This window comes from Sedimenticola hydrogenitrophicus (assembly GCF_025175675.1).
Classification (GTDB): Bacteria; Pseudomonadota; Gammaproteobacteria; order Chromatiales; family Chromatiaceae; genus Sedimenticola; species Sedimenticola hydrogenitrophicus.
On record NZ_JANIOA010000059.1, the window covers coordinates 1 to 19,440 of the forward strand.

Here is a 19,440-nt window from a genome sequence, read left to right on the forward strand (position 1 = left end):
ATCCATGACTCGATAAAGTACTAACAATCACATCCCTCACAAGGAGTGCGTGTCTATGTTGCAAGCCCTACATAATGATGCCCTTGGCAAGTTGATCCTGCGTTTGGCCGTGGCGGTGCTGATCCTGTTTCACGGCGTCGCCAAGTTGTTGAATCCGGGCGCGATCACATGGATTGGCGACATGCTTGTCGGCTATGGCCTACCAGGGTTTCTCGCTTATGGCGTGCTGCTCGGCGAGGTGGTGGCCCCGGTGATGGCCATCGTCGGCTGGCAGACCCGCCTGGCCGGCTTGCTGATGACCGGCAGCATGCTGGTTGCCTTGCTGCTGGTGCATACCGGCGAGGTGTTCATGCTCACCAAAAACGGCGGCTGGCAGCTGGAGCTGCAGGGCATGTTCCTGTTTGCCGCCCTGGCGCTGGTCTTTTTGGGCAGCGGGCGTATTGCGCTGAAGCCCGATTGAGGCCCCGCCACCGCGGGATGCCCGCCGGGTAAACCGTGAAGTGGCGGCTCAGTCGACTTCTTGCTTGATGATCTGTTGCATGATGACCAGGTCGGCGACGGATGCCGCCTCCATCTTCTCCATGACACGGTGCCGGTGAACCTCGACGGTTCGTTCCACCACACCGAGCTCCGCGGCAATCACCTTGTTGGCGTGACCGGAGACGATCAGCTCCATCACCTCGCGCTCGCGCGGGGTCAGACGCTCCACTCTTCCCCTGACATCGTCCAGCCTGATTTTTTGCGAGTAAGCGATGCGGCTCTTGAGCATCGCCTCTCTGACCTTTTCCACCAGTTGCGGACCGTTAACGGGCTTTTGAATAAAATAAAAGGCGCCGTTGCTCATGGCGCGCACCGCCATCGGCACGTCACCATGGCCGGTGAGTATGATGATCTGCAGCGTGCTTCCCTGTTGTACCATCCGTTCCAGCAGCTGCATCCCACTCATACCGGGCATGCGCACGTCCAGGATCAGGACGCCGATGCTGTCCGGTTTCAGCGCCGGCAAAAAGGCCTCGGCCGAGTCGTAGCTCGTCGCCGGGATATCCACCGCCTCCAGTAGCCAGGTCAGGGAGGAGCGGATGGAGTCGTCATCATCGATGATGTGGACCATTTCGGGCTCGGTGGGCATCTCAGGGTTCCTTATACACGGGCAGTACGATGCTGAAGCAGGCGCCCGGATGGGCATTGTCGATGACACGGATGGTGCCTCCATGGGATTCCACGATGGATTGGCTCAGTGACAGGCCAAGCCCCATCCCGTCCGCGGTGGTGGTGAAAAACGGTTCAAACAGGTGGGATTTTCCTTGCGGATCTATGCCGGGCCCAAAATCGCGCACATCAATACGTACGACTCCCTCGGCAACGGCATAATGGGTGCTGAGTTCTATCCTGAGCCGCTCCGCGGCCAGGCCATTCAGGGCATCGGCGGCGTTGCGTAACAGATTGATAATCACCTGTTGCAGCTGGATGGTCTCACTGCAGACGGGCGGGATCGCTTTTGCCAGGGTCAGGGTCACGCGGATGCCGCGCCTGTTGGCTTCCGCCGCGAACAGGTCGGTGGCTTCGCCCACCGCCTGATTGATATCGACGGCTTTACAGTGGGTCTGCTCTTTGCGCAAAAAGCCACGCAGACGCTGAATAATAGCACCGGCACGCTCCGCCTCTGCTGCCATGCGCTGGATTACGTCGCGCAACTCATCCTGGGTGATGCGCCCCGATTCCAGGCGCCAGATACAACCCTGCGCATAACTGCTGATGGCGGAGAGGGGCTGATTCAGCTCATGGGCCAGGCCACTGGCCAGTTCCCCCGCGGTACTGACCCTGGCGACATGGGCCAGTTCATTCTGCTGGGTCAGCAGCTTCTGCTCCGTCTGCTGCCGCTCCTCCATCTCTTCCTGCAGGCGCAGGTTCGCCCGCGTCAGTTGCGAGGTGCGGGTTCTGACCAGCTGCTCAACCCGGTAGACATGCCAGATCCACCACAGCACACCCAGGAGGGCGACCAGAATCCATTGCCAGTAGCGGGACCACAGTATCAGCAGGGTGGGGCGGCGCATCCATTCATAGGGACCGATCTGCAGCTCCCGGAACAGATCATGGACCGCCTGGTATTCCACCGGAATGGTCCACCCCGAATACTCCCCGGCCAGCGCCGCGCGATGGTTGTCCGGCATCGCCAGCAGGGTCATGGTGACCAGCTTGGCCAGATGGTCCGAGGTACCGCCCAGTTTGGCCAGCGGCCAGTCGGGGTAGGCGGCGGTACTCACTCGACACTCCCCGGTATCGTTCGGACGCCCTCCCAAGACCTTCAGGTCAGCCATGTCGATCAGTCCGGCGCGGTCCATCTGTTCCAGCAGGCAACCGCGGATGATGCCGGCATCGACACTCCCGTCGAGGACGGATTTCACAATATTGTCCTGGGGAAAGCCGGCAAACACCAGTTCCGCCAGGTCGCTGTTCGGGTCGATGGCGTGCTGTTTCATCTCCCCCCAAGCTACCTGGAAGCCGCCGAAGGCGTTCTCACTGACCGCCATGACCGATCGGTTTTTCAGGTCGTCGATATTCTGGAGATCCGTTCTGTCCGCACGCGCGATGATGGCGGAGTGGATGCGCCGGCTGGGAGACTGGTGGTGATAACGCTGCAGCGTGGCAATCCTGCTGACACCATACCGGTACTCAAGCTCGACGTAATTGCCGGGATTGGTGATGATAAAACTGACTTGGCCCGCCTGAACGGCCTGTTCCATCTGTTCCAGATCGAGTGGCTTCAGGTCGAAGGAGACCCCGGGGACCGCCAGGCTCAGGTATTCGACCGTCGGACCCCAGATTTTCTCGGTGCGCTGTTCGCCGCGAAACGCCAGCACGCCGATGTTCAGGTGCTGCCCCGCCAGCTCGCGGGTTTCATGGACGGCGCCCCCTGTGCCCGGCCAGAGCATTGCCAGGCAGAGTAGCAGGGTGCGGAACAGGTCCGAGGGTTGTGACGGCTTCATCGTGGGCATAGCTCACCGGGGTGGTGCGTCCACCATAGGTGAACCGGGTCCATCGTCCAATTGGGGAAAACCGAAACGGGCCGGCCGGACGTGGTCATGGGGCCACGTCCGCCGGTTGGGTGGCCTGGTAATGGTGCAGGCACTCCGCTTCACGCCCACGCACCACCCGCCGGCCGATCAGCGGACCGTGGGTTTCGCTGACCACGGTCTGCTGTCCCTCCTGGTGATGATCGTCATAAAAATAGACCACCACCCAGTCCCGGGTCATGTGCAGTTGGTGGGCGAGGGCCGAATTGGAGTAGAGCGCGGTGAAATGCCAGCCGGCCTGTTCGGTATGCAGGATCGGCAACCACGCCTGCCGCTCCGGGTTGAAACGTTTCGGCGCGATCCGCGGCAGCTCTCCGACCACGGTGCTCTCCAGATAGCGTCGGTCGATCTCCAGGATCAGGCCGACGTCGGGACCGGGTGCGGCGGTGCGTTCACGGGACCGGCGGGTGCGCCCGAGCATGCTGGCCAGGGAGGCGCGCAGGCCCGCCAGGCGGCGTCGGCCGATCCCCTTGACCCGTTCCAGGCGGCCGTCATAGGCCGCCGTCTCCAGCGCCTCCAGTGAGTCGATGTGCAGCACCCGGTAGATCCGTTCAGCCAGCTCACGGCCGATACCCGGCACGGTTTGAAACAGGTGAACCGGGTCCAGGTTGCCGCGCAGTCGCTCCAGCTGCGCCCAGTGACCGGTCTGTACCAGCTCGGCGATCGCGGTGGCGATCCCCTGGCCGATGTTGGGCAGGGCGACCAGGCCTTTTCGGCCCTCCTGTTGGAGTATCTCCGTGAGCGCCTTCCCCAGGCCGGCGACCGTTTCGGCGGCACGTTGATAGGCGCGGACGCGAAACGGGTTGGCACCCTGCTGTTGCAGCAGCTCCGCCATCTCCTGCAGTTTCGCGGCGATCTGGTTATTGAGTTCCCGCCCCATGGTTTCCCTGCTGATTTTTCGACACGTCGGGTTACTCCTCCTTGAGCGTATTGCTGGCGTATTGCAGACGCAGGCTGATCCATTCCGCCAGCCGGAGCTGGATCAGATAGTTGATGCTGCCCTCCGGAAACAGTCCGTCCTCGTCGGCTACCCCGGCCGGCAGGCCGGTCAGCAGTTCCATGGCCTGTTCCACGTGCTCCACCGCGTGGACATGGAACAATCCCGCCTCGGCGGCCTCGATAACCTCCTGTTTCAGCATCAGATCCTTGGTGTTCGACGTCGGGATGATGACGCCATGCTGTCCGTTCAGTCCGCGTGCCTTGCCGATGTCGAAGAAGCCCTCGATCTTCTGGCAGACGCCGCCGATCGCCTGCATCTGGCCGTGCTGATTGATCGAGCCGGTGATGGCGAGGGACTGCTTCAGCGGGATATCGCCAATCGCCGACAGCAGGGCGCAGAGTTCGGCGGCCGAGGCGCTGTCCCCTTCGATCTGGCCGTAGGTCTGCTCGAATACCAGGCTGGCGGTGACCGAGAGCAGCTGGTTCTTGGCATAGCGCTGGCCAAGATAGGAGGAGAGGATCAGCACCCCCTTGGAGTGGATCGGGCCGCCCTGTTTGGTCTCCCGTTCGATGTCGATGAACTCACCGCTGCCCATGCGCGCGGTGGCGCTGATCCGGGTCGGCGCGCCGAAGGCGTAATCCCCCAGCTGCAGATAGGTCAGGCCGTTGACCTGGGCCAGTTGCACGCCGCTGGTTTCAATTCGCAGGGTGCCGTCCAGGATCAACTCATGCAGCTGCTGTTCATACTGGTTACCACGGAATGCCTGTGACTGGATCGCCATATCCACGTCGATGCGGTGGATGCGGGTGCCGCCGCGCTGCCCGGACCGGTAGTCGGCCTCCTGCAGCAGGTCCAGCAGACTGCTCATCTTGAGCGAGATCTTGTCGCCGTGATTGGCTAGGCGGACCAGCTGTTCAATCAATCGTGCCACCCCGTCGCGGGTGATCACCCGGATCCCCTCGCGTTTCTGCAATGAGGCGATCAGGCGGGCATAGAGCAGTTCATTGTCCTCTTCCCGCGACAACTGTTCGGCGAAATCGGCCGATACCTTGAACAGCAGGCTGAATTCCGGATCGTACTCCTTCAGCAGATAGAACAGCATGCGGCTGCCGATCAGCACCACCTTGAGATCCATGGGAACGGTCTCGGGCTCCAGCGAGATGGTGCTGATCAGGCTGAGTTGCCGCTCCAGGGATTCGATGCGGATCTCGCGCGAACGGATGGCCCGCTTCAGGCCATCCCAGGCGAATGGGTTGGTCAGCACCTTCTCGGCATCGAGGATCAGGTAACCGCCGTTGGCGCGGTGCAGGGCGCCCTGTTTGATCAGGGTGAAATCGGTCTGCAGGGTGCCCATGCGGGCCAGGTGTTCGATCCGCCCCAGCAGGTTCTGGTAGGTGGGATTGTCCTCGAAGATGACCGGCGCGCCCTGGGTTTCGGCGTTGTCCACCAGCACATTGATCCGATAGCGGGTGAACTCCGGGTCCTGCGCCGTGAAGTTCTTTTCGCTGGACTCCCCGGCCTGACGGAACATGTCGACGTTCTCGATAATGTCCTGCTTGGCCTGGGTGAGATAGGCGCTGATATTTTCGTTGGCCTGGTAGCGTACCACCAGTTCGTTGATGAATTCGGTGACCGTCAGCTCCATGGTCTCGCGGTTGAGGCGGCTGAAACGCTGCTGCATCTCGCGCTGCCACTCCGGCAGGTGGCTCATGGTCTCCTTCAGCTCCTGCTTCATATCCTCCATGGCATCGCTGAGACGTTTCTGCTCCGCTTCCGGCAGCTGATCGAACTCGGCCGGGGTGAGCATTTTTCCATTGATGTGCGGTGCCAGGGTAAAGCCGGTGGGACCCTGCATCAGCTTGATGTCCAGGCGCTCGGCCTTTTCGCTTAGCCGTTTCACCATGGCGCTTTCCCGCAGGCTGAAGTCGTCCTGAATCTCCCTGGCCCGGCGCTGATACTCGTCGCCGCGGAAGGCCGCCGGAATCGCCTTGATCAGATCATCGATCAGCTGCTCCATGTCGCGCCGCAGGTTCCGGCCCATGCCGGCCGGTATGCCCAGGGCGGTGGGGTTGTGCGGGTTCTGGAAGTTGGCCACATAGCACCAGTCCAGGGGATTGGCTGCCTCCATCGACTGCTTGAGCAGCGTCTCATGCACCAGGGTGTGCCGGCCCAGTCCATAGGAGCCCATGACATACAGGTTGTAGCCGGCGTGGGGCATGCCGACGCCGAACCTGATCGCTTCCAGTACCCGCTCCTGGCCGATGGTTTCCGCCAGGTGTTCCAGTTCGGCGGTGGTTTCAAACGCAAGCAGTTCCGGGTTGCAGGCGTGGTAAAGCTGTACCGGCTTCAACAACATGTCTGAATACTCCCTATCCTGTCCGATGGTGTCCTGGTTGATGTCACACGGGGCCACGTATCCGGGATTGATGATCGTGGGCCGATCCCGTGACTCTAGGTGAAGCATAATCCCTATCCGCACCCGGTACCATGATAGAGGGCAATTACCGGCTGCTGAAACGCTGAAAACGGTCAGTCGCCCTGCCGATGACAAGGCCGGTGTTTCAGCGGATTAAAATGGATGTAATCCGCATTTCTCCCTCTGTGCATCTTCTATGCTTAATGGTACTACGCACTTGGTCTGTGAGTGATTGATTGGCCGGCAAGGCAGGCCAATCACCCCGTGAGTAGTTACGCTTAATGGATAAAGGCATACCCGGCCCGTGTCGCCGGGGTCAAGCCGATGGCGGAATCTCTGGAGCGCTGAAGAACATTGGACGGGATCTTTATCAGCTATCGACGCGAAGACTCGGCCGGTTATGCCGGCCGGTTGTACGACAGGCTGGCGGCGCATTTCGGCAGCGCGCGGGTGTTCATGGATGTGGAGGGAATCGCCCCCGGTACCGATTTTGTCGAGGCCATCGAGCGTGCCGTCTCCTCCTGCAAGGTGCTGATCGTCCTGATCGGCCGCGAATGGATGGATATCGCCGATGCCGATGGCCGTCGCCGGCTGGATGATCCGAACGACTTCATTCGCCTGGAAACCGGCATGGCCCTGAAGCGCGATATCCGCGTCGTCCCGGTACTGCTGGAAGGGGCGCGGATGCCGCGCGAGGATGAACTGCCCGGGGAGCTGTCCGCCCTGAGTCGCCGTCAGGCCATCGAGATCAGCCACAAACAGTGGGAGGCGACCACCGGCAACCTGATCGAGGCACTGGACAGAATCTATTTTCCTGATCAGGCGAAGGTGGCATTGGATTCCAATCCTGGCGCAGACAGCGAGTCAATGCACTGGCATATCAGCCGACGGGGCCTGTGGCTGGCGGTCGGTCTGGCCGGCCTGGTCGGCTTGGCGCTGCTGGGGGGGTGGCTGTTGACGCGTTCGGTGCCGCCGCAACCCCTCCTCACCCGCGCGGCGCCGGAACCGGCCCCCACGGTTGCCCGGGCGGCGGGCCGCCTGGAGGCCCGGCCCGGACACATCGATTACGGCAGCGTCGCCCTCGGCAGCTCCGGCGTGGCCAGCATCACACTGCACAACAGCGGCGATGCCGCTCTGCCCCTGCCCGCACTGGAGATTGAAGGCGACCTGGCCGGCGCTATCAGCCTCGATCATCAATGTCCCGGCACCCTGGCAGCGGCCGACAGCTGCCGGATTGAGTTGCGTTTCGAGCCCCGCCAGGCGGGCCCGGCGAATGGCCGTTTGCGGATTGACCGGGGTGATGAAGCGCCGATCCTCATTGCGATGACCGCTGTCACCGAGGCGGAAACCGCCACAGCGACCGAGACGCCCGGCAGCGCGCCCGAGACGCCGCTAACCGGGCCGGCGCCTGAACCGGCGTCTGAACCAGCGCCTGAACCGGCATCGGAGCCTGTGCGGTCCGTGACCCCGGCGGTTGAGCCGCCGCCGGCCGTGGCCACGGCCGAGCCCCGGATCCTGAGCTTTACCGGCAAGGTGAGCGGGAGCCGCGCGGAACTCTGCTACGACGTCAGGGACGCCGAGCAACTCCGGATCCTGCCGCAACCGGGCCGCGTGAGGAATCCGCGTAAAGACTGCGTGACCGTCCGGGTGGCCGAGCGCACCACCTTCCAGATCATCGCCCGTGGCGGGGATCGCAACGTCAGCGACCGCCTGGTGTTGACCCCGCAACCGCCCGCTGCACAACCGGTCACACCTTCCCCGGATACCGTGGTTGACAATCGACTGCCCCAGGTACGTGACCGGTGGACCTATCGGGTGAGCGGCCGATGGGCCTCCACGCCGCGGCGTACCATCGAGGTGTCGACGCTTTCGGTGGGCGCGAACGCGGTGGAAGAGCTGTTGTCGCTGGTCGATGCCGATGTACGTCGGACACTCGACCAGCGCCACGTGCGTGGCCCGGTGGCCTATGTGACACAGTCGCGGCCGCTCGGTACCGAATTCAGCCCCTACCTCGCGGCCTTCGGGGGACTGGAATCCGCATCGGACTGGCGCGGGATACCGACACCGGACAGCAACAGCTTCTGGACGGATTGGTACAGCAAGGGCATGGTCAAGGGGCGCGAATCGGTGACCGTTCCAGCGGGCACTTTCCGCGCCGTAAAGGTGGAGATATCGAGTAGCCGGAGGGCCTCTGGAAGCAGCACGGAACGAGACCGGGAACCGGTACGGATGCATTACAACATCTGGTACGCCGCCGAGGTCAAGCGTTATGTGAAGATGGTGCGCACCACCACCGCGGCCTCGGGACAAGCGATTGATACCGACACATTCGAACTGCTCAGCTACCGTCAGCAGTGACCGGTTGCGCGATGGCGCTGCCATTGCCTGCAAAGCGCGCCTTGCCAGTGTGGCCCAGTAATGCCCTCGATACTACGAAATAATTCTTGCGCGAGCCCTAAGGCGGTCGGAATCCGCGCCGCCAGGGACGACGTGCCGTGTCAGTTGAGCCAGTCGCTGAACGCCCGCGATTTTACGAATCCGGCGTAGAACTCCTCGTTGGCGAAATTCTCGGCGCGGAATTCATAGCCCAGGGTTTGCTCGATCCGCTTCAGGTCGTCGACCACCTGGGTGTACTGTTCGGTGGCAATGTGGATCGTCACCAGCGTCCAGTATCCATCCTCGAAATCGTTCTCGAGCCGGATCGACTCCAGGGCATGTGCCGTTGCTTCGTCCATGTTTCCGGCGGAGTAGGCGATGCTGGCCTTCAGGTTCATCAGCGCGGCATCATTGCCGAAGCGGACGATCATCCGCCCGATGGAATCATTGGCCCTGGTCATGTCCCCGCGGGAAAAGTAGTAATCGATCAGCATGAAGGCCGTCGAAGGGTCGTCGCCGTGATGCTTCGCCAACAGTTCGAGCTGGTGGTAATACTCCTGATCATCGACGGCCTGGGACAGCTGGATGGCAAGATCCAGGATGACCCGCTGGGTACGGATCTCCAGCGGCATGCCCTGGATCAGGCGGTAGGCATCGAGGTAGCGTTTCTCGCGGCGAAGTTTCCCGATTTCGCGGAACTGGATCAACAGCTCCCGGTCGACCGACTTGACGTTGAACAGCTTCCGGATCATCGTGTCGCTGGGTGCGATCAGCAGTTGCGCCGCCGCCCCCAGGCTGATACTCAACTGCTTGCCCGTGGTGGCCAGAAACAGATCGCTCACGACCACCTCGCCCAGGGTGTTCTTCTCCACCGTGAGCAGGATATATTCGTGTCCACCCGACGGGATGTCGACCCGGACCAGGGGGGTTGCCTCATCAGCGTCCCTCAGGATGCGCAGATATTTGGCCCGCGATTTGGCATCCAGGGCCTGACCGAACGCGGAGCGTACGAATCGCAGGCTGCCACGCGAGCTGAAGCCTTTGACAAATCCCTGGATGTCCGATTCCCGGTCGAACAGGGTCCTGGCAGCGCGCTCCCCGAAGGCGCGCATGTCGATCAGTCTACTCAGAGTCTCCATATCCTGATCGTTGATCGCCTGGGCAAAGGCGGTACTGATGGCGACCAGTTCGCTCTCGTTCAGACCACCGCTCTTCGGCTCGGCCAAACTGTCGGCAACCGTCATAAAACTGCCGAGGAGGAGGATCATTAGTGCGTAAAACCGCAGCAAGGACCTGCGGTCAGGCCGGTGGACGGTGGATATCCGAAGGGTCATGTTTGTTGCCTGAACAGGGTTGTTTCCAAAAACGTCGTAGTATACAACAGAACCCACGAAAATAATTCCAAGTCGCGGTTGGAAACATGAGGGGGTGAAGCCAAATCAATTCACTTACAGTGATCGGCTTCAACTCCCCGTTCCGATTTGACTCCGACCCCGGTGAGTCATATGTCAGCAGCCCACGGCGCCCTCACTCAATCCCTCATTCCCTGCCATAGCATGGTGTAACCCAGTTCATAAGTATCGGAACAGAATTCGGTAAGGTGTCTGAACTTCTCCTTGAACACCCGGTCGGCGTGGGATTTCTCGTGTTGTTCGAAGGAGTTCCAATAGGTGATGATGACCAGGTGAGGCTCCGTCTCCCGGCCCGAGTCGAATGACCCCTCATCGGAAACAAAGCCGCTGTACTCGAAGACCTGGCCACCGATAAATCCGCCTGATTCGTTTCCATAAGTATTTTTTACTACGTTGCACATCTCGCCCAGCGCCAGTTCGACATCGTCTGGGCGAACGCCTTTCTGCAGTTTGACAACGTTGAAAAGCATGACGGTCCCATAAGGAATCGTGATTGGATCAAACATGGTTGACCCTCCTGTGGGTAATGGCAGTAACTATGTGCGCGCGACAGGCGCTACCTGATCGGTCAGTGGTGCGGTACACGGTGATCGATAGAGAAATTATAGCCCCCCGGATATGGGTGGAGGAGGCACGGCATCCCCCATCATATGTCCGTTTAACAATGAGCGGATTTCCGGGTAACGGTTGAACCTGGTTCAGGGTTTTATAGCCAGGCGACGGCCATGTGAATTTATAGTCAGGCGGCTCCCACTGTGCCGGATACGCGGCTCGGTTTGCGTCCGTTGCGGGTGTCTCCCGCATTGTCCCGTGCCATCGGCGGATGGATCGACGGCGTGTCCGGTAGCGTTGTTTTTTGTGGTCCAAATCTATTCCCGGGATTTTTAATCACTGCAGTGGTTTGTTTAAAGTATTGCCTACGCCAGCCGCTAAGAGAAATGGATGTAAAAAGAAATGCGGTGAGCATGCGGCATGCCGCGCTCCACTCGCAGCCTGAGGGAATCTCGAAGCGGGAGGTAACTTATGAGAAGCAAGATGCTGGTGGCGATGTTGGCCGTCTCGCTTCTCGGCAGGGCCGGTGGTATCGTCGCAGCGACGGCGACCACCACATTTCAGGTGGACGCTACCGTGATCGGCTCCTGTAACGTGTCGGCCACCAACCTGGCATTCGGCAATTACGATACGCTGTCGGCGACACCGACGGACGCCGCTTCCAGCGTCACGGTTCAGTGTTCTCTCTCCACATCATTCGATATCGGCCTCGACGCGGGCGTCGGCTCGGGCGCCACGGTCGCCACCCGCAAGATGACCCAGGGTACCGATACCCTGAACTACTCGCTCTACCAGGATGTGCCCCGAACAACGGTGTGGGGAAACACCGTGAGCACCGATACGGTTGCGGGGGTGGGTACCGGATCGGGGGTTGCCTATCCGGTCTATGGACGAATTCCCGCCGGCCAGATCGTCAATACCGGCACCTACACGGATACCGTCACTGTGACAGTGAACTTCTAAGATGAAGCCATACAGACCCATCTCGCATGCAATCCGATTCGTTGTTACCTTCGCCCTGCTGGCGTGGGTTGGCGCGACCGCCGCCACCGGTCTGGGAGTGACCCCGATCCGGATTCATCTCAGCGAGGCGACGCCGACGGCGGCCCTGACCCTGGAGAACAACGGCAGCAATACCACGGTGGTGCAACTGCAGTTGATGAAGTGGGACGCCGCCGGCGCGGACGATCACTACCGGCCCACCTACGAGGTTGTGGCGACGCCACCCATTGCCACCCTGCAGCCGGGGCAGACCCAGATCGTCCGCGTTGGACTGAGCCGTGATGTGGATGAGGGGAAGGAGCTGGCCTATCGCCTCTATATCGAGGAGGTTCCGGCGCCGCCGCAACAGCATCAGCAGGGATTGCAGGTCACGCTGCGTATCGGTGTGCCGATCTTCATCGCACCGAAAATAACCGCGCAGCCCGGCCTGGAGTGGCGTGCGGTGCGCAATGGCCCGGACAGCGTGGCGCTCCATGCCACGAACGTCGGCAATGCCCATCTGCGACTCATGGATCTCAAACTGCGCTCGGAGGGCGCGGAGCACCTGCTGGCGGAACGGCAGGTGGTCGGCTATCTGTTGCCGGGGCAATCGCGGCAGTGGCTCATGCAGGTCGAGGGGGGATTGCCGAGCGGCCGATTGCGCCTGTCGGCGGCAACCGATCCGGGTATGGCTGATGTCGATCTTGAGCTGGAAACGCCCTGATCTTCCGGGTCTGATCCTGTTGCTGCATGCGGTGGTCTCATTGGCGGGCGAAGTGCCACAACCGGCGGGATTGGGCGTGCTGGCGACGCCGTCCCTCGCCGCGGACGATCGGCGCCCCCATAGTGAGATGTGGCTGGAGGTCCAGGTAAATGGTACGGCGATGGCGCGGCCGGCGCACCTGGTCGAGCTGAGCGACGGACGCCTGTTTGCGAACGCAGAGGATCTGATCCGCTGGCGTATCCGCCTGCCCGGGCTGGAAGCCTTCTCCCTGCGGGGCAAGGAATATTATCCGCTGAATGCGATTGAAGGACTGGAGTACGAAGTGGAACAACGCACCCAGATGTTGCTGATCGATAGCCGGCCGGAGGCCTTTGCACCGACCCGGATCAGTGCGCGCCGCATCGCCTATTCAGCCCCGGCGCCCGCTTCGGCCGGGGCCTTTCTGAACTACGATCTGCAGTACCAGCGGCAGGTGGACGCGCAACGACTCGACAGCCTGTTTGAACTGGGCCTGTTCAACAATCTGGGCTTCGGCACGGCGAACTTCCTCGGTCAGAACCTGCCGGAGCGCGATCGGTTCACCCGGCTGGAGACCGCCTGGACCTATGACGAGCCCCTGGCACTGCGCAGTTTTCGTCTCGGCGACAGCGTTGGTCGCACGGGTGCCTGGGGACGAGCGGTACGCTTCGGCGGGGTGCAATGGGGCACCGATTTCGCCACCCGGCCCGACGTCGTCTCGTTTCCGCTGCCGACAATCACGGGTGAGGCGGTACTGCCTTCCACCGCTGCGCGCCATGGAGAGCGAAGCGAAGGCGCGTAATCCCCGGCAGGCGTAGGTGCGGGCGTATGGCCGTAGTGGCGTAGGGCCGAAGGACCGGAGCCAGCGGAGGCCATATGCAAGCGCATCCGAAACGCCGTAGAGCCATTTGAGGAAGGGAGGCGTAGCCTGCAGCGAGCTTGCAATGCTGTGGCGAAGCGTCCCTGACGCAGGGCGGCCGGGGCTTAATAAGCTGTCGTGGCAAGCGAGGGCGAAAGGGCCGACTGGGATGTCCCGTTTTGCTTCCTGAGCGTCACGACACACTGGCCTCGATCTTTATGTAAATAGCGCCCTGCGTCTCAGCCAGCGGGTCTCTCCCGGATCCTTCACAATTACCGAGGTGCCGGTGATCACCGGTGAAGGGGAGGTCCGGCTGCTGGTACGCGATATCCTCGGGCGGGAAAATCTGATCTCGGTACCTTACTACGCCAGTTCGGACCTGCTGCAGGCCGGACTCCACGATTACACCTACGAGGCCGGATTTCTGCGTCGCCGGTTCGCCATCGAAAGCAATGACTACGGACGCTTCTTCATCGCCGGCACCCACCGCCTGGGTCTCAATGACCGTCTCACCGGTGAACTTCGGGCGGAGTTGATGGCCGAGCAGCAGACGGCCGGCGCCGCCGTCACTTACAACTGGCGGGATGTCGGCATCGTCAACGGGGCGGCGGCCTTGAGCCATGGTCCGCGGGGACAAGGGGGATTGCTGTCCGTGGGGTTGCAGCATCAGGGGCAGACCTTCGGCTTCAGTCTGCACACCCAGCTGGCCAGTGATCGCTTCACCCAACTCGGGGAATCCGAGCGCTTTGTGGCGCCGCGACAGGTCACCCTGGCGCGCGCCAATCTGTCAACCGGCAGCCGCGGCTCGGCCTTCCTCAGCTATGTACACCAGGCCGGTCCCACCCAGCCGGATATCGACCTGGTGAGTGCCGGCTACAGCGTGAACCTGTTCGGTAATACCTTCCTTTCGCTGTTCGCCGTGCATTCACTGGATGATCGACAGGCCGCCAGCTTCGGTCTGAATCTCACCCATGCCTTCGGTTCGCGCACCACGGGGAGTATCAACTGGAGCCGCCAGGACGGGCGATCGACGCCGTCGATCCAACTCCAGCAGAGCCTGCCGCACGGCGATGGGTTCGGCTATCGCCTGGCGTCAACCGGAGGGCCCTACCCGCGACAGTCGGCGGCGCTGCTGATGCAGAATGGCGTCGGCAGCTACAGCGTGGAGGCGAGCCGGGAGAACGACATGTCCGCCCAGCGTTTCAGTGCCGCCGGCGGTGTGGCGCTGCTTGGCGGGGGGCTGCACTTGTCACGACGCCTGGACGACAGCTTTGCCGTGGTGAAGGTGGGCGATTTCCCCAATGTGCCGGTCTCCGCGGACAACCAGGTGGTGGCACACACCGACGCGAACGGTTCGGCCCTGGTGCCCGCGTTGCGTGCCTATCAGAAAAACAGCATCAGCATCCACACGGATGCCCTGCCGCTGGATGCCGAGATCGACGCCGTGCGTCTGTCGATTACGCCACGCCGGCGCAGCGGCAGCCTGGTGGCGTTTCCGGTGCGCTCGGTGCGGGGCGCCCTGTTGAAGATCTTCCTCGCGGATGGCACGCCGCTGCCGAGCGGCGCCGTGGTGACCGTCAACGGTCAGGAGGGGAGTTTCCCGGTCGCGCGGCGTGGCGAGGCCTATGTCACGGGGCTGGCACGGGACAATGTGGTGCGGGCCGCATGGAAGGGGCGGGACTGTACCCTGCAGGTGGCGTTGCCCGCGGATCCAGGTCCCCTTCCGGTGCTGGGACCGTTCGTCTGTCACGGGGTGACCCCTTGATAAGGCGGCGGACACGGGCCTGCTGCCTGGCCTTGCTGTGGCTGGGCGCCGCCGACAGCGCGCTGGCATTGACCTGCTCGGTGTCGGCGATCGCCACCAGCTTCGGCACTTACAACCCTTCAGCGCCGTGCCGCTCGACTCGGCCGGCAGCGTGACCGTGACCTGCGAGCAGCTGTTGATCAGCATCCTGGTGAGCTACAGCATCCAGCTGAGCAGCGGGGCGAGCGGCGGCTATGCGCCACGCAGCCTGGCGGGACCGGGCTATCAGCTCGACTACAACCTCTACACCAACGCCGCCCGCAGCAGCGTCTGGGGAGACGGCAGCGGCGGCACCGCCGTGGTCAGCGACGGCTATCTGCTGGGGATAGTTTTTCCCGTCCAGCGCAGCTACACCGTCTATGGACGCATGCCCGCCGGCCAGAACGTGGCCCCCGGCAGTTATACCGACACCATCACCGTGACGATCAATTACTGATGATATGAAACGCCAACGACCAAGCCGAATTGCCAGACATCTCTGTAGCGCGCTGTTGCTGCTGCAGCTGCTGTCGGCGGCGGAGGGGTGGGCCGCGACGCCACAGGATCTGCCCGCATTGAGCCTGGAGGCGTTGATGGAGATGGACCTGCCGGCCGGGGGGCCGTCGGCGCGTTTCCAGGTGTCGGCGACGGCGGTCGACTCCTGCGATGTGACCGCGACCGATCTCGCGTTCGGCACCTACGACCCGCTCAACCTGACGCCCACCGACGCCGATTCGGTGGTGACCGTGACCTGCACGGTGGATACCGGTTATGTCATCGGCCTGGATGCCGGGGTCGGCAACGGGGCCAGCACCGACACGCGCAAGCTGAGCCAAGGCGACCAGGTCATCGACTACTCGCTCTACCGCGATAGCGGGCGCACGCTGGTCTGGGGAAACACCGGTGAGGCCGACACCGCCACCGGTATCGGTACCGGCGCACCGGTCGAAACCCCGGTCTACGGCCGCATCCCTCCACGACAGACGGTAAAGCGGGGTGTCTATATCGACACCGTGACCGTCTCGGTCATGTTCTGAGGGGCGCGCCGATGAATGCACAAACCCTTCAATCCATGCCCGGCGAGCCACTGATCACGCTTGCCCGTATGTGCCGGCCTGGCCGTAAAGGCCTGGTCTGCGGCATGCGTCTGCTGGCGCTGCTGTCGACCTTTTTCATGGCCGGTAGCGCGCCCGCCATCTACGCCGAGAATGAGTCGATCACCGAGTATCACATCAAAGCGGCGTTCCTCTACAACTTCGCCAAGTTCGTGGAGTGGCCCGCGACGGCTTTCGCCAATGACGCCGCGCCCTTCAATCTCTGCGTCATCGGTGTCGAGCCGTTTATCAGCGTGCGTGAGACCCTGATCGGCAAGACCATAAAGGGCCGCCCGGTGGAGGTCAGGCGGGTGGACAGCACCACCGCCGCCGGGCATTGCCAGATGCTGTTTGTCAGTGCGGACGAGAGTGCCGCGGCAGAGGTGGTGCCCGCCGAACTGATGGGGCATGCGCTGACGGTCGGCGAGACGAAAGACTTCATCAACAAAGGCGGGATCATTAACCTGAAAACTGTCGAGAACAAGGTGCGATTCGAGATCGATCGCGCCAGCGGTGAACAGTTCGGTTTCAAATTCAGTTCGCAGCTGCTGAAGCTGGCGATATTGGTCGACAGACAGCGCTGAGGATACGATGCGGTCCATTCGTGATATTTCTATTCGCAGTAAATTGATCGTCATCATCATGGCGACCTGCAGTATTGCCCTGCTGCTGGGCGGGCTTGCCCTCACCGCCCGTTACGCGGCGACGGAACAGGAGAAGACTACCAACCGGATGAGCGTGCTGGCCCAGGTGGTCGGCGCCAACAGCACCGCCGCGCTCACCTTCAGCGACCCGCTGTCGGCGCGTGATACCCTCTCCGCCCTGGTGGCGGAACCGAGTATCATCGAGGCACGCGTCTATGCGCGGGACGGTAGGCTGTTTGCCCGCTTCACCGCACCCGGCGCGGGTGCCCCCATTTCCGGCGCGGGCAACGGCGACGCGTCCATCGGTGGCCTGCTGTTCGGTGGCGATGCCCTCACGGTCACCAGCCCGATCACCCTTGACGGCGAAACCATTGGCAGGGTGGTGCTCGATACCGACCTGCGCCCGTTGCGCATGGGGCTTATGCGCGACATCGGCATGTTGACGCTGATTATCCTGGCGGCCGGTCTGGCGGCCCTGCCGCTGTCATCGAAGCTGCAGCGGATCGTCTCGGAACCGATCGCCCGTCTCGCCCGAACCATGCGCCAGGTCTCCCAGGCCAGGGACTACAGCCTGCGTGCGGAGAAGCACGGCGACGACGAGGTGGGTACCCTGATCGACGGTTTTAATGCGATGCTGGAACAGATCAGTGTCCGCGACGAGCAACTGCACATTGCGGCGAATGCGCTGGAAAATACCGGCGATGCGATTGCCATCACCGATGCACGGCTGAAGATCGTTGCGATCAACAAGGCGTTTACCTCCATGACCGGGTTTAGCACCGCGGAAGTGTCGGGCCGACGGCCGCTGATGCTGCGTTCCGACCGGCACGCCCCCGCTTTCTACAAGGAGATGCGGCGTCGGGTGGATGCTTCGGGGCAGTGGCATGGCGAGATGTGGGGACGGCGCAAGAATGGCGAGGTGTTTCCCCAGTGGATCACCATCAGCCGGATTCTCGATCCGGCGGGGCGGGTCACCCACTATGTCTTTGTCAGCAACGACATCTCCCAGCACAAGCGTTACGAGGAGCGCCTGGAGTACCTGGCGCACCATGACGCCCTCACCCAGTTGCCCAATCGCGTCCTGTTCGAGCTGGAACTTCGCAAGGCGCTAATGCGAGCCAAACGCCGGGGCGACACGGTCGGGCTGATGTTCATCGATCTGGATAATTTCAAGGCCATCAACGATACCCTCGGGCACGCGGTCGGGGACGAACTGCTGCAGACCGTGGCGGTGCGCCTGCAGGGGTGCCTGCGGGAGTGTGATGTGGTGGCCCGCCAAGGCGGGGACGAGTTCACGGTCATGTTGGACGGGGTGAGCGACGCGCGGGATGCGGCCACGGTGGCGGATAAGTTCATCGACCTGTTGTCCCAGCCCTTCACCCTGGCTGGACGGGAATACCGGGTCTCCGCGAGCATCGGCATCGCCTGTTATCCGCAGGACGGGCTGGATGTTTCGCTATTGATGAGAAGTGCCGACGCGGCGATGTACCAGGCCAAGGAGAAGGGGCGCAACCGCTACCGGTTCTACGCGGCCGGCGACAACCTGCGCCTGGTCCCGGTCACGGACCCCGACCAACACTCCGCCTCCGGACCCTGACGGGAAATGAATCCTGGAGCGCCCATCCTATTCGCTCATACTACGCTAGCAATCAAAGCCTGCAGCGCCGCGGCGCCTGTTGGCGTTAGCAGCCATACGAATGCGCCACAGTTCAGAAATACCGTTACCCAAAACATAGAGCGGAAAGATTGTTTCTTCGATTTGTGACGTAACTTTTGTTGGGCGACAATCGCTCCTGGCCAGCCCCCTGCCAGGGATAGCAGATGTAGCGTGCTTTCCGGCGTTCGCCACGATCCATTCTTGGCTGCCGACTTGTCTATTGCATACGTAATGAACGTGAGCAGGCTGGCTGCCATATAAATAGCGAGAATCAAAGGCGGCATTTTTGATGCGGCTACTGCAACGCCGACAATGACAACAAAGAAGGCGGCTCCAATGAGTGACAGTGAACCATGCATCTGGTTTTTTTCTTGTGGAAGCCTGTCACCAGCCAATGTGGCCTTGGCCGCGCATGGTCGACCTTGTTTGTCGCTAGACAAGGCGTAGGTTACTACCTGATTGACCTCTGGACGTCGATTGCGGTTGCTGAAGGCTTTGATATGCACGAAGACCTGTTTTCCGCCAGCGATAGGGGTGATAAATCCAAAACCCTTCTCCTCATTCCAGAATGTTATCCTTCCTTTAGTACGCATATTGGTTGCCATGCTTCTCCCCGATGCCTAACGCCTGAGCTGGGTGGTTCAGATTCGCAAATAAGTGCAACATGAGCCGAGGTTAGTCCGAGGCCTTCGGATCATGAAACAGCCCCACGAAATAGGCCAGTGCACTCATAACGATAGGCATGCCAATAATGAGGAAATAGTCGATTATCGTGAGATGTTTCTCCGTCGAGACGATGACCACGGAGACAATACTCATGAAACAAAACGCCATAATACTCAGGGTCTTGGCCAACCTCTTCTTCGTGTTCGGTGTCTCATCCGCTTTCATCATTCTCTCTAAAAAAATT

General features: G+C 61.8%; 18 protein-coding genes. 10 read left to right on the plus strand and 8 right to left on the minus strand.

The window, feature by feature from the left end:
- The first annotated feature begins 55 nt into the window (after positions 1-55).
- Complete coding sequence (locus tag NPX02_RS19710) at positions 56-460, plus strand: DoxX family protein (protein WP_260295733.1); 405 nt, start codon at positions 56-58, stop codon at positions 458-460.
- A 48-nt stretch (positions 461-508) separates the two neighbouring features.
- On the opposite strand, the gene NPX02_RS19715 is transcribed toward NPX02_RS19710, so the two are convergent.
- The 4 genes from NPX02_RS19715 to NPX02_RS19730 form a co-directional block, all read right to left on the minus strand.
- Positions 509-1,129 (minus strand): response regulator transcription factor, encoded by a 621-nt coding sequence (locus NPX02_RS19715; protein WP_260295735.1) that lies wholly within the window; start codon positions 1,127-1,129, stop codon positions 509-511.
- A gap of 1 nt (position 1,130) precedes the next feature.
- A complete protein-coding gene (locus NPX02_RS19720) occupies positions 1,131-2,987 on the minus strand; it encodes a sensor histidine kinase (protein WP_260295737.1) in 1,857 nt (618 codons plus the stop codon).
- Positions 2,988-3,081: 94 nt separating this feature from the next.
- Positions 3,082-3,954 carry a helix-hairpin-helix domain-containing protein gene (locus NPX02_RS19725; RefSeq protein ID WP_260295739.1) on the minus strand — a complete coding sequence of 291 codons (873 nt, stop codon included), beginning with the start codon at positions 3,952-3,954 and terminating at the stop codon, positions 3,082-3,084.
- Positions 3,955-3,985: 31 nt separating this feature from the next.
- The gene (locus tag NPX02_RS19730) at positions 3,986-6,478 is read right to left on the minus strand and encodes a Lon protease family protein (protein ID WP_260295741.1); all 2,493 of its coding nucleotides are present in this window, start codon (positions 6,476-6,478) and stop codon (positions 3,986-3,988) included.
- A gap of 306 nt (positions 6,479-6,784) precedes the next feature.
- Between NPX02_RS19730 and NPX02_RS19735 the strand changes: the two genes are divergently transcribed.
- Positions 6,785-8,788, plus strand: coding sequence for a choice-of-anchor D domain-containing protein (locus NPX02_RS19735; protein ID WP_260295743.1), 2,004 nt, complete (start codon positions 6,785-6,787; stop codon positions 8,786-8,788).
- Between the two features lie 140 nt (positions 8,789-8,928).
- Here the strand turns inward: NPX02_RS19735 and NPX02_RS19740 are convergent, their stop codons facing one another.
- Positions 8,929-10,074, minus strand: coding sequence for a tetratricopeptide repeat protein (locus tag NPX02_RS19740; RefSeq protein WP_260295745.1), 1,146 nt, complete (start codon positions 10,072-10,074; stop codon positions 8,929-8,931).
- Between the two features lie 263 nt (positions 10,075-10,337).
- The gene (locus NPX02_RS19745; RefSeq protein ID WP_260295747.1) at positions 10,338-10,724 is read right to left on the minus strand and encodes a hypothetical protein; all 387 of its coding nucleotides are present in this window, start codon (positions 10,722-10,724) and stop codon (positions 10,338-10,340) included.
- Positions 10,725-11,241: 517 nt separating this feature from the next.
- Here NPX02_RS19745 and NPX02_RS19750 point away from each other — a divergent pair.
- The 8 genes from NPX02_RS19750 (at position 11,242) to NPX02_RS19785 (ending at position 18,470) form a co-directional block, all read left to right on the plus strand.
- On the plus strand, positions 11,242-11,733 hold the full coding sequence (locus tag NPX02_RS19750) for a Csu type fimbrial protein (protein ID WP_260295748.1): 492 nt from the start codon (positions 11,242-11,244) through the stop codon (positions 11,731-11,733).
- A gap of 1 nt (position 11,734) precedes the next feature.
- Positions 11,735-12,475 carry a fimbrial biogenesis chaperone gene (locus NPX02_RS19755; RefSeq protein ID WP_260295749.1) on the plus strand — a complete coding sequence of 247 codons (741 nt, stop codon included), beginning with the start codon at positions 11,735-11,737 and terminating at the stop codon, positions 12,473-12,475.
- Complete coding sequence (locus tag NPX02_RS19760; protein ID WP_260295750.1) at positions 12,447-13,295, plus strand: fimbria/pilus outer membrane usher protein; 849 nt, start codon at positions 12,447-12,449, stop codon at positions 13,293-13,295. Before NPX02_RS19755 ends, NPX02_RS19760 begins: the two co-directional genes overlap by 29 nt.
- Positions 13,296-13,584: 289 nt before the next feature.
- A complete protein-coding gene (locus NPX02_RS19765; RefSeq protein ID WP_260295759.1) occupies positions 13,585-15,117 on the plus strand; it encodes a fimbria/pilus outer membrane usher protein in 1,533 nt (510 codons plus the stop codon).
- Between the two features lie 37 nt (positions 15,118-15,154).
- Positions 15,155-15,592: a Csu type fimbrial protein gene (locus tag NPX02_RS19770; protein ID WP_260295751.1), complete on the plus strand. Its 438-nt coding sequence runs from the start codon at positions 15,155-15,157 to the stop codon at positions 15,590-15,592.
- A gap of 4 nt (positions 15,593-15,596) precedes the next feature.
- Positions 15,597-16,172: a Csu type fimbrial protein gene (locus NPX02_RS19775; protein ID WP_260295752.1), complete on the plus strand. Its 576-nt coding sequence runs from the start codon at positions 15,597-15,599 to the stop codon at positions 16,170-16,172.
- A gap of 11 nt (positions 16,173-16,183) precedes the next feature.
- A complete protein-coding gene (locus tag NPX02_RS19780; protein WP_260295753.1) occupies positions 16,184-16,813 on the plus strand; it encodes a TOL_0243 family YfiR-like periplasmic protein in 630 nt (209 codons plus the stop codon).
- Between the two features lie 7 nt (positions 16,814-16,820).
- The gene (locus NPX02_RS19785; protein WP_260295754.1) at positions 16,821-18,470 is read left to right on the plus strand and encodes a sensor histidine kinase, YfiR-like protein-associated; all 1,650 of its coding nucleotides are present in this window, start codon (positions 16,821-16,823) and stop codon (positions 18,468-18,470) included.
- A 35-nt stretch (positions 18,471-18,505) separates the two neighbouring features.
- Here NPX02_RS19785 and NPX02_RS19790 read toward each other — a convergent pair whose 3' ends face one another.
- Positions 18,506-19,135, minus strand: coding sequence for a cold shock and DUF1294 domain-containing protein (locus tag NPX02_RS19790; RefSeq protein WP_260295756.1), 630 nt, complete (start codon positions 19,133-19,135; stop codon positions 18,506-18,508).
- A gap of 70 nt (positions 19,136-19,205) precedes the next feature.
- A complete protein-coding gene (locus tag NPX02_RS19795; RefSeq protein ID WP_260295757.1) occupies positions 19,206-19,349 on the minus strand; it encodes a hypothetical protein in 144 nt (47 codons plus the stop codon).
- Between the last annotated feature and the right edge of the window lie 91 nt (positions 19,350-19,440).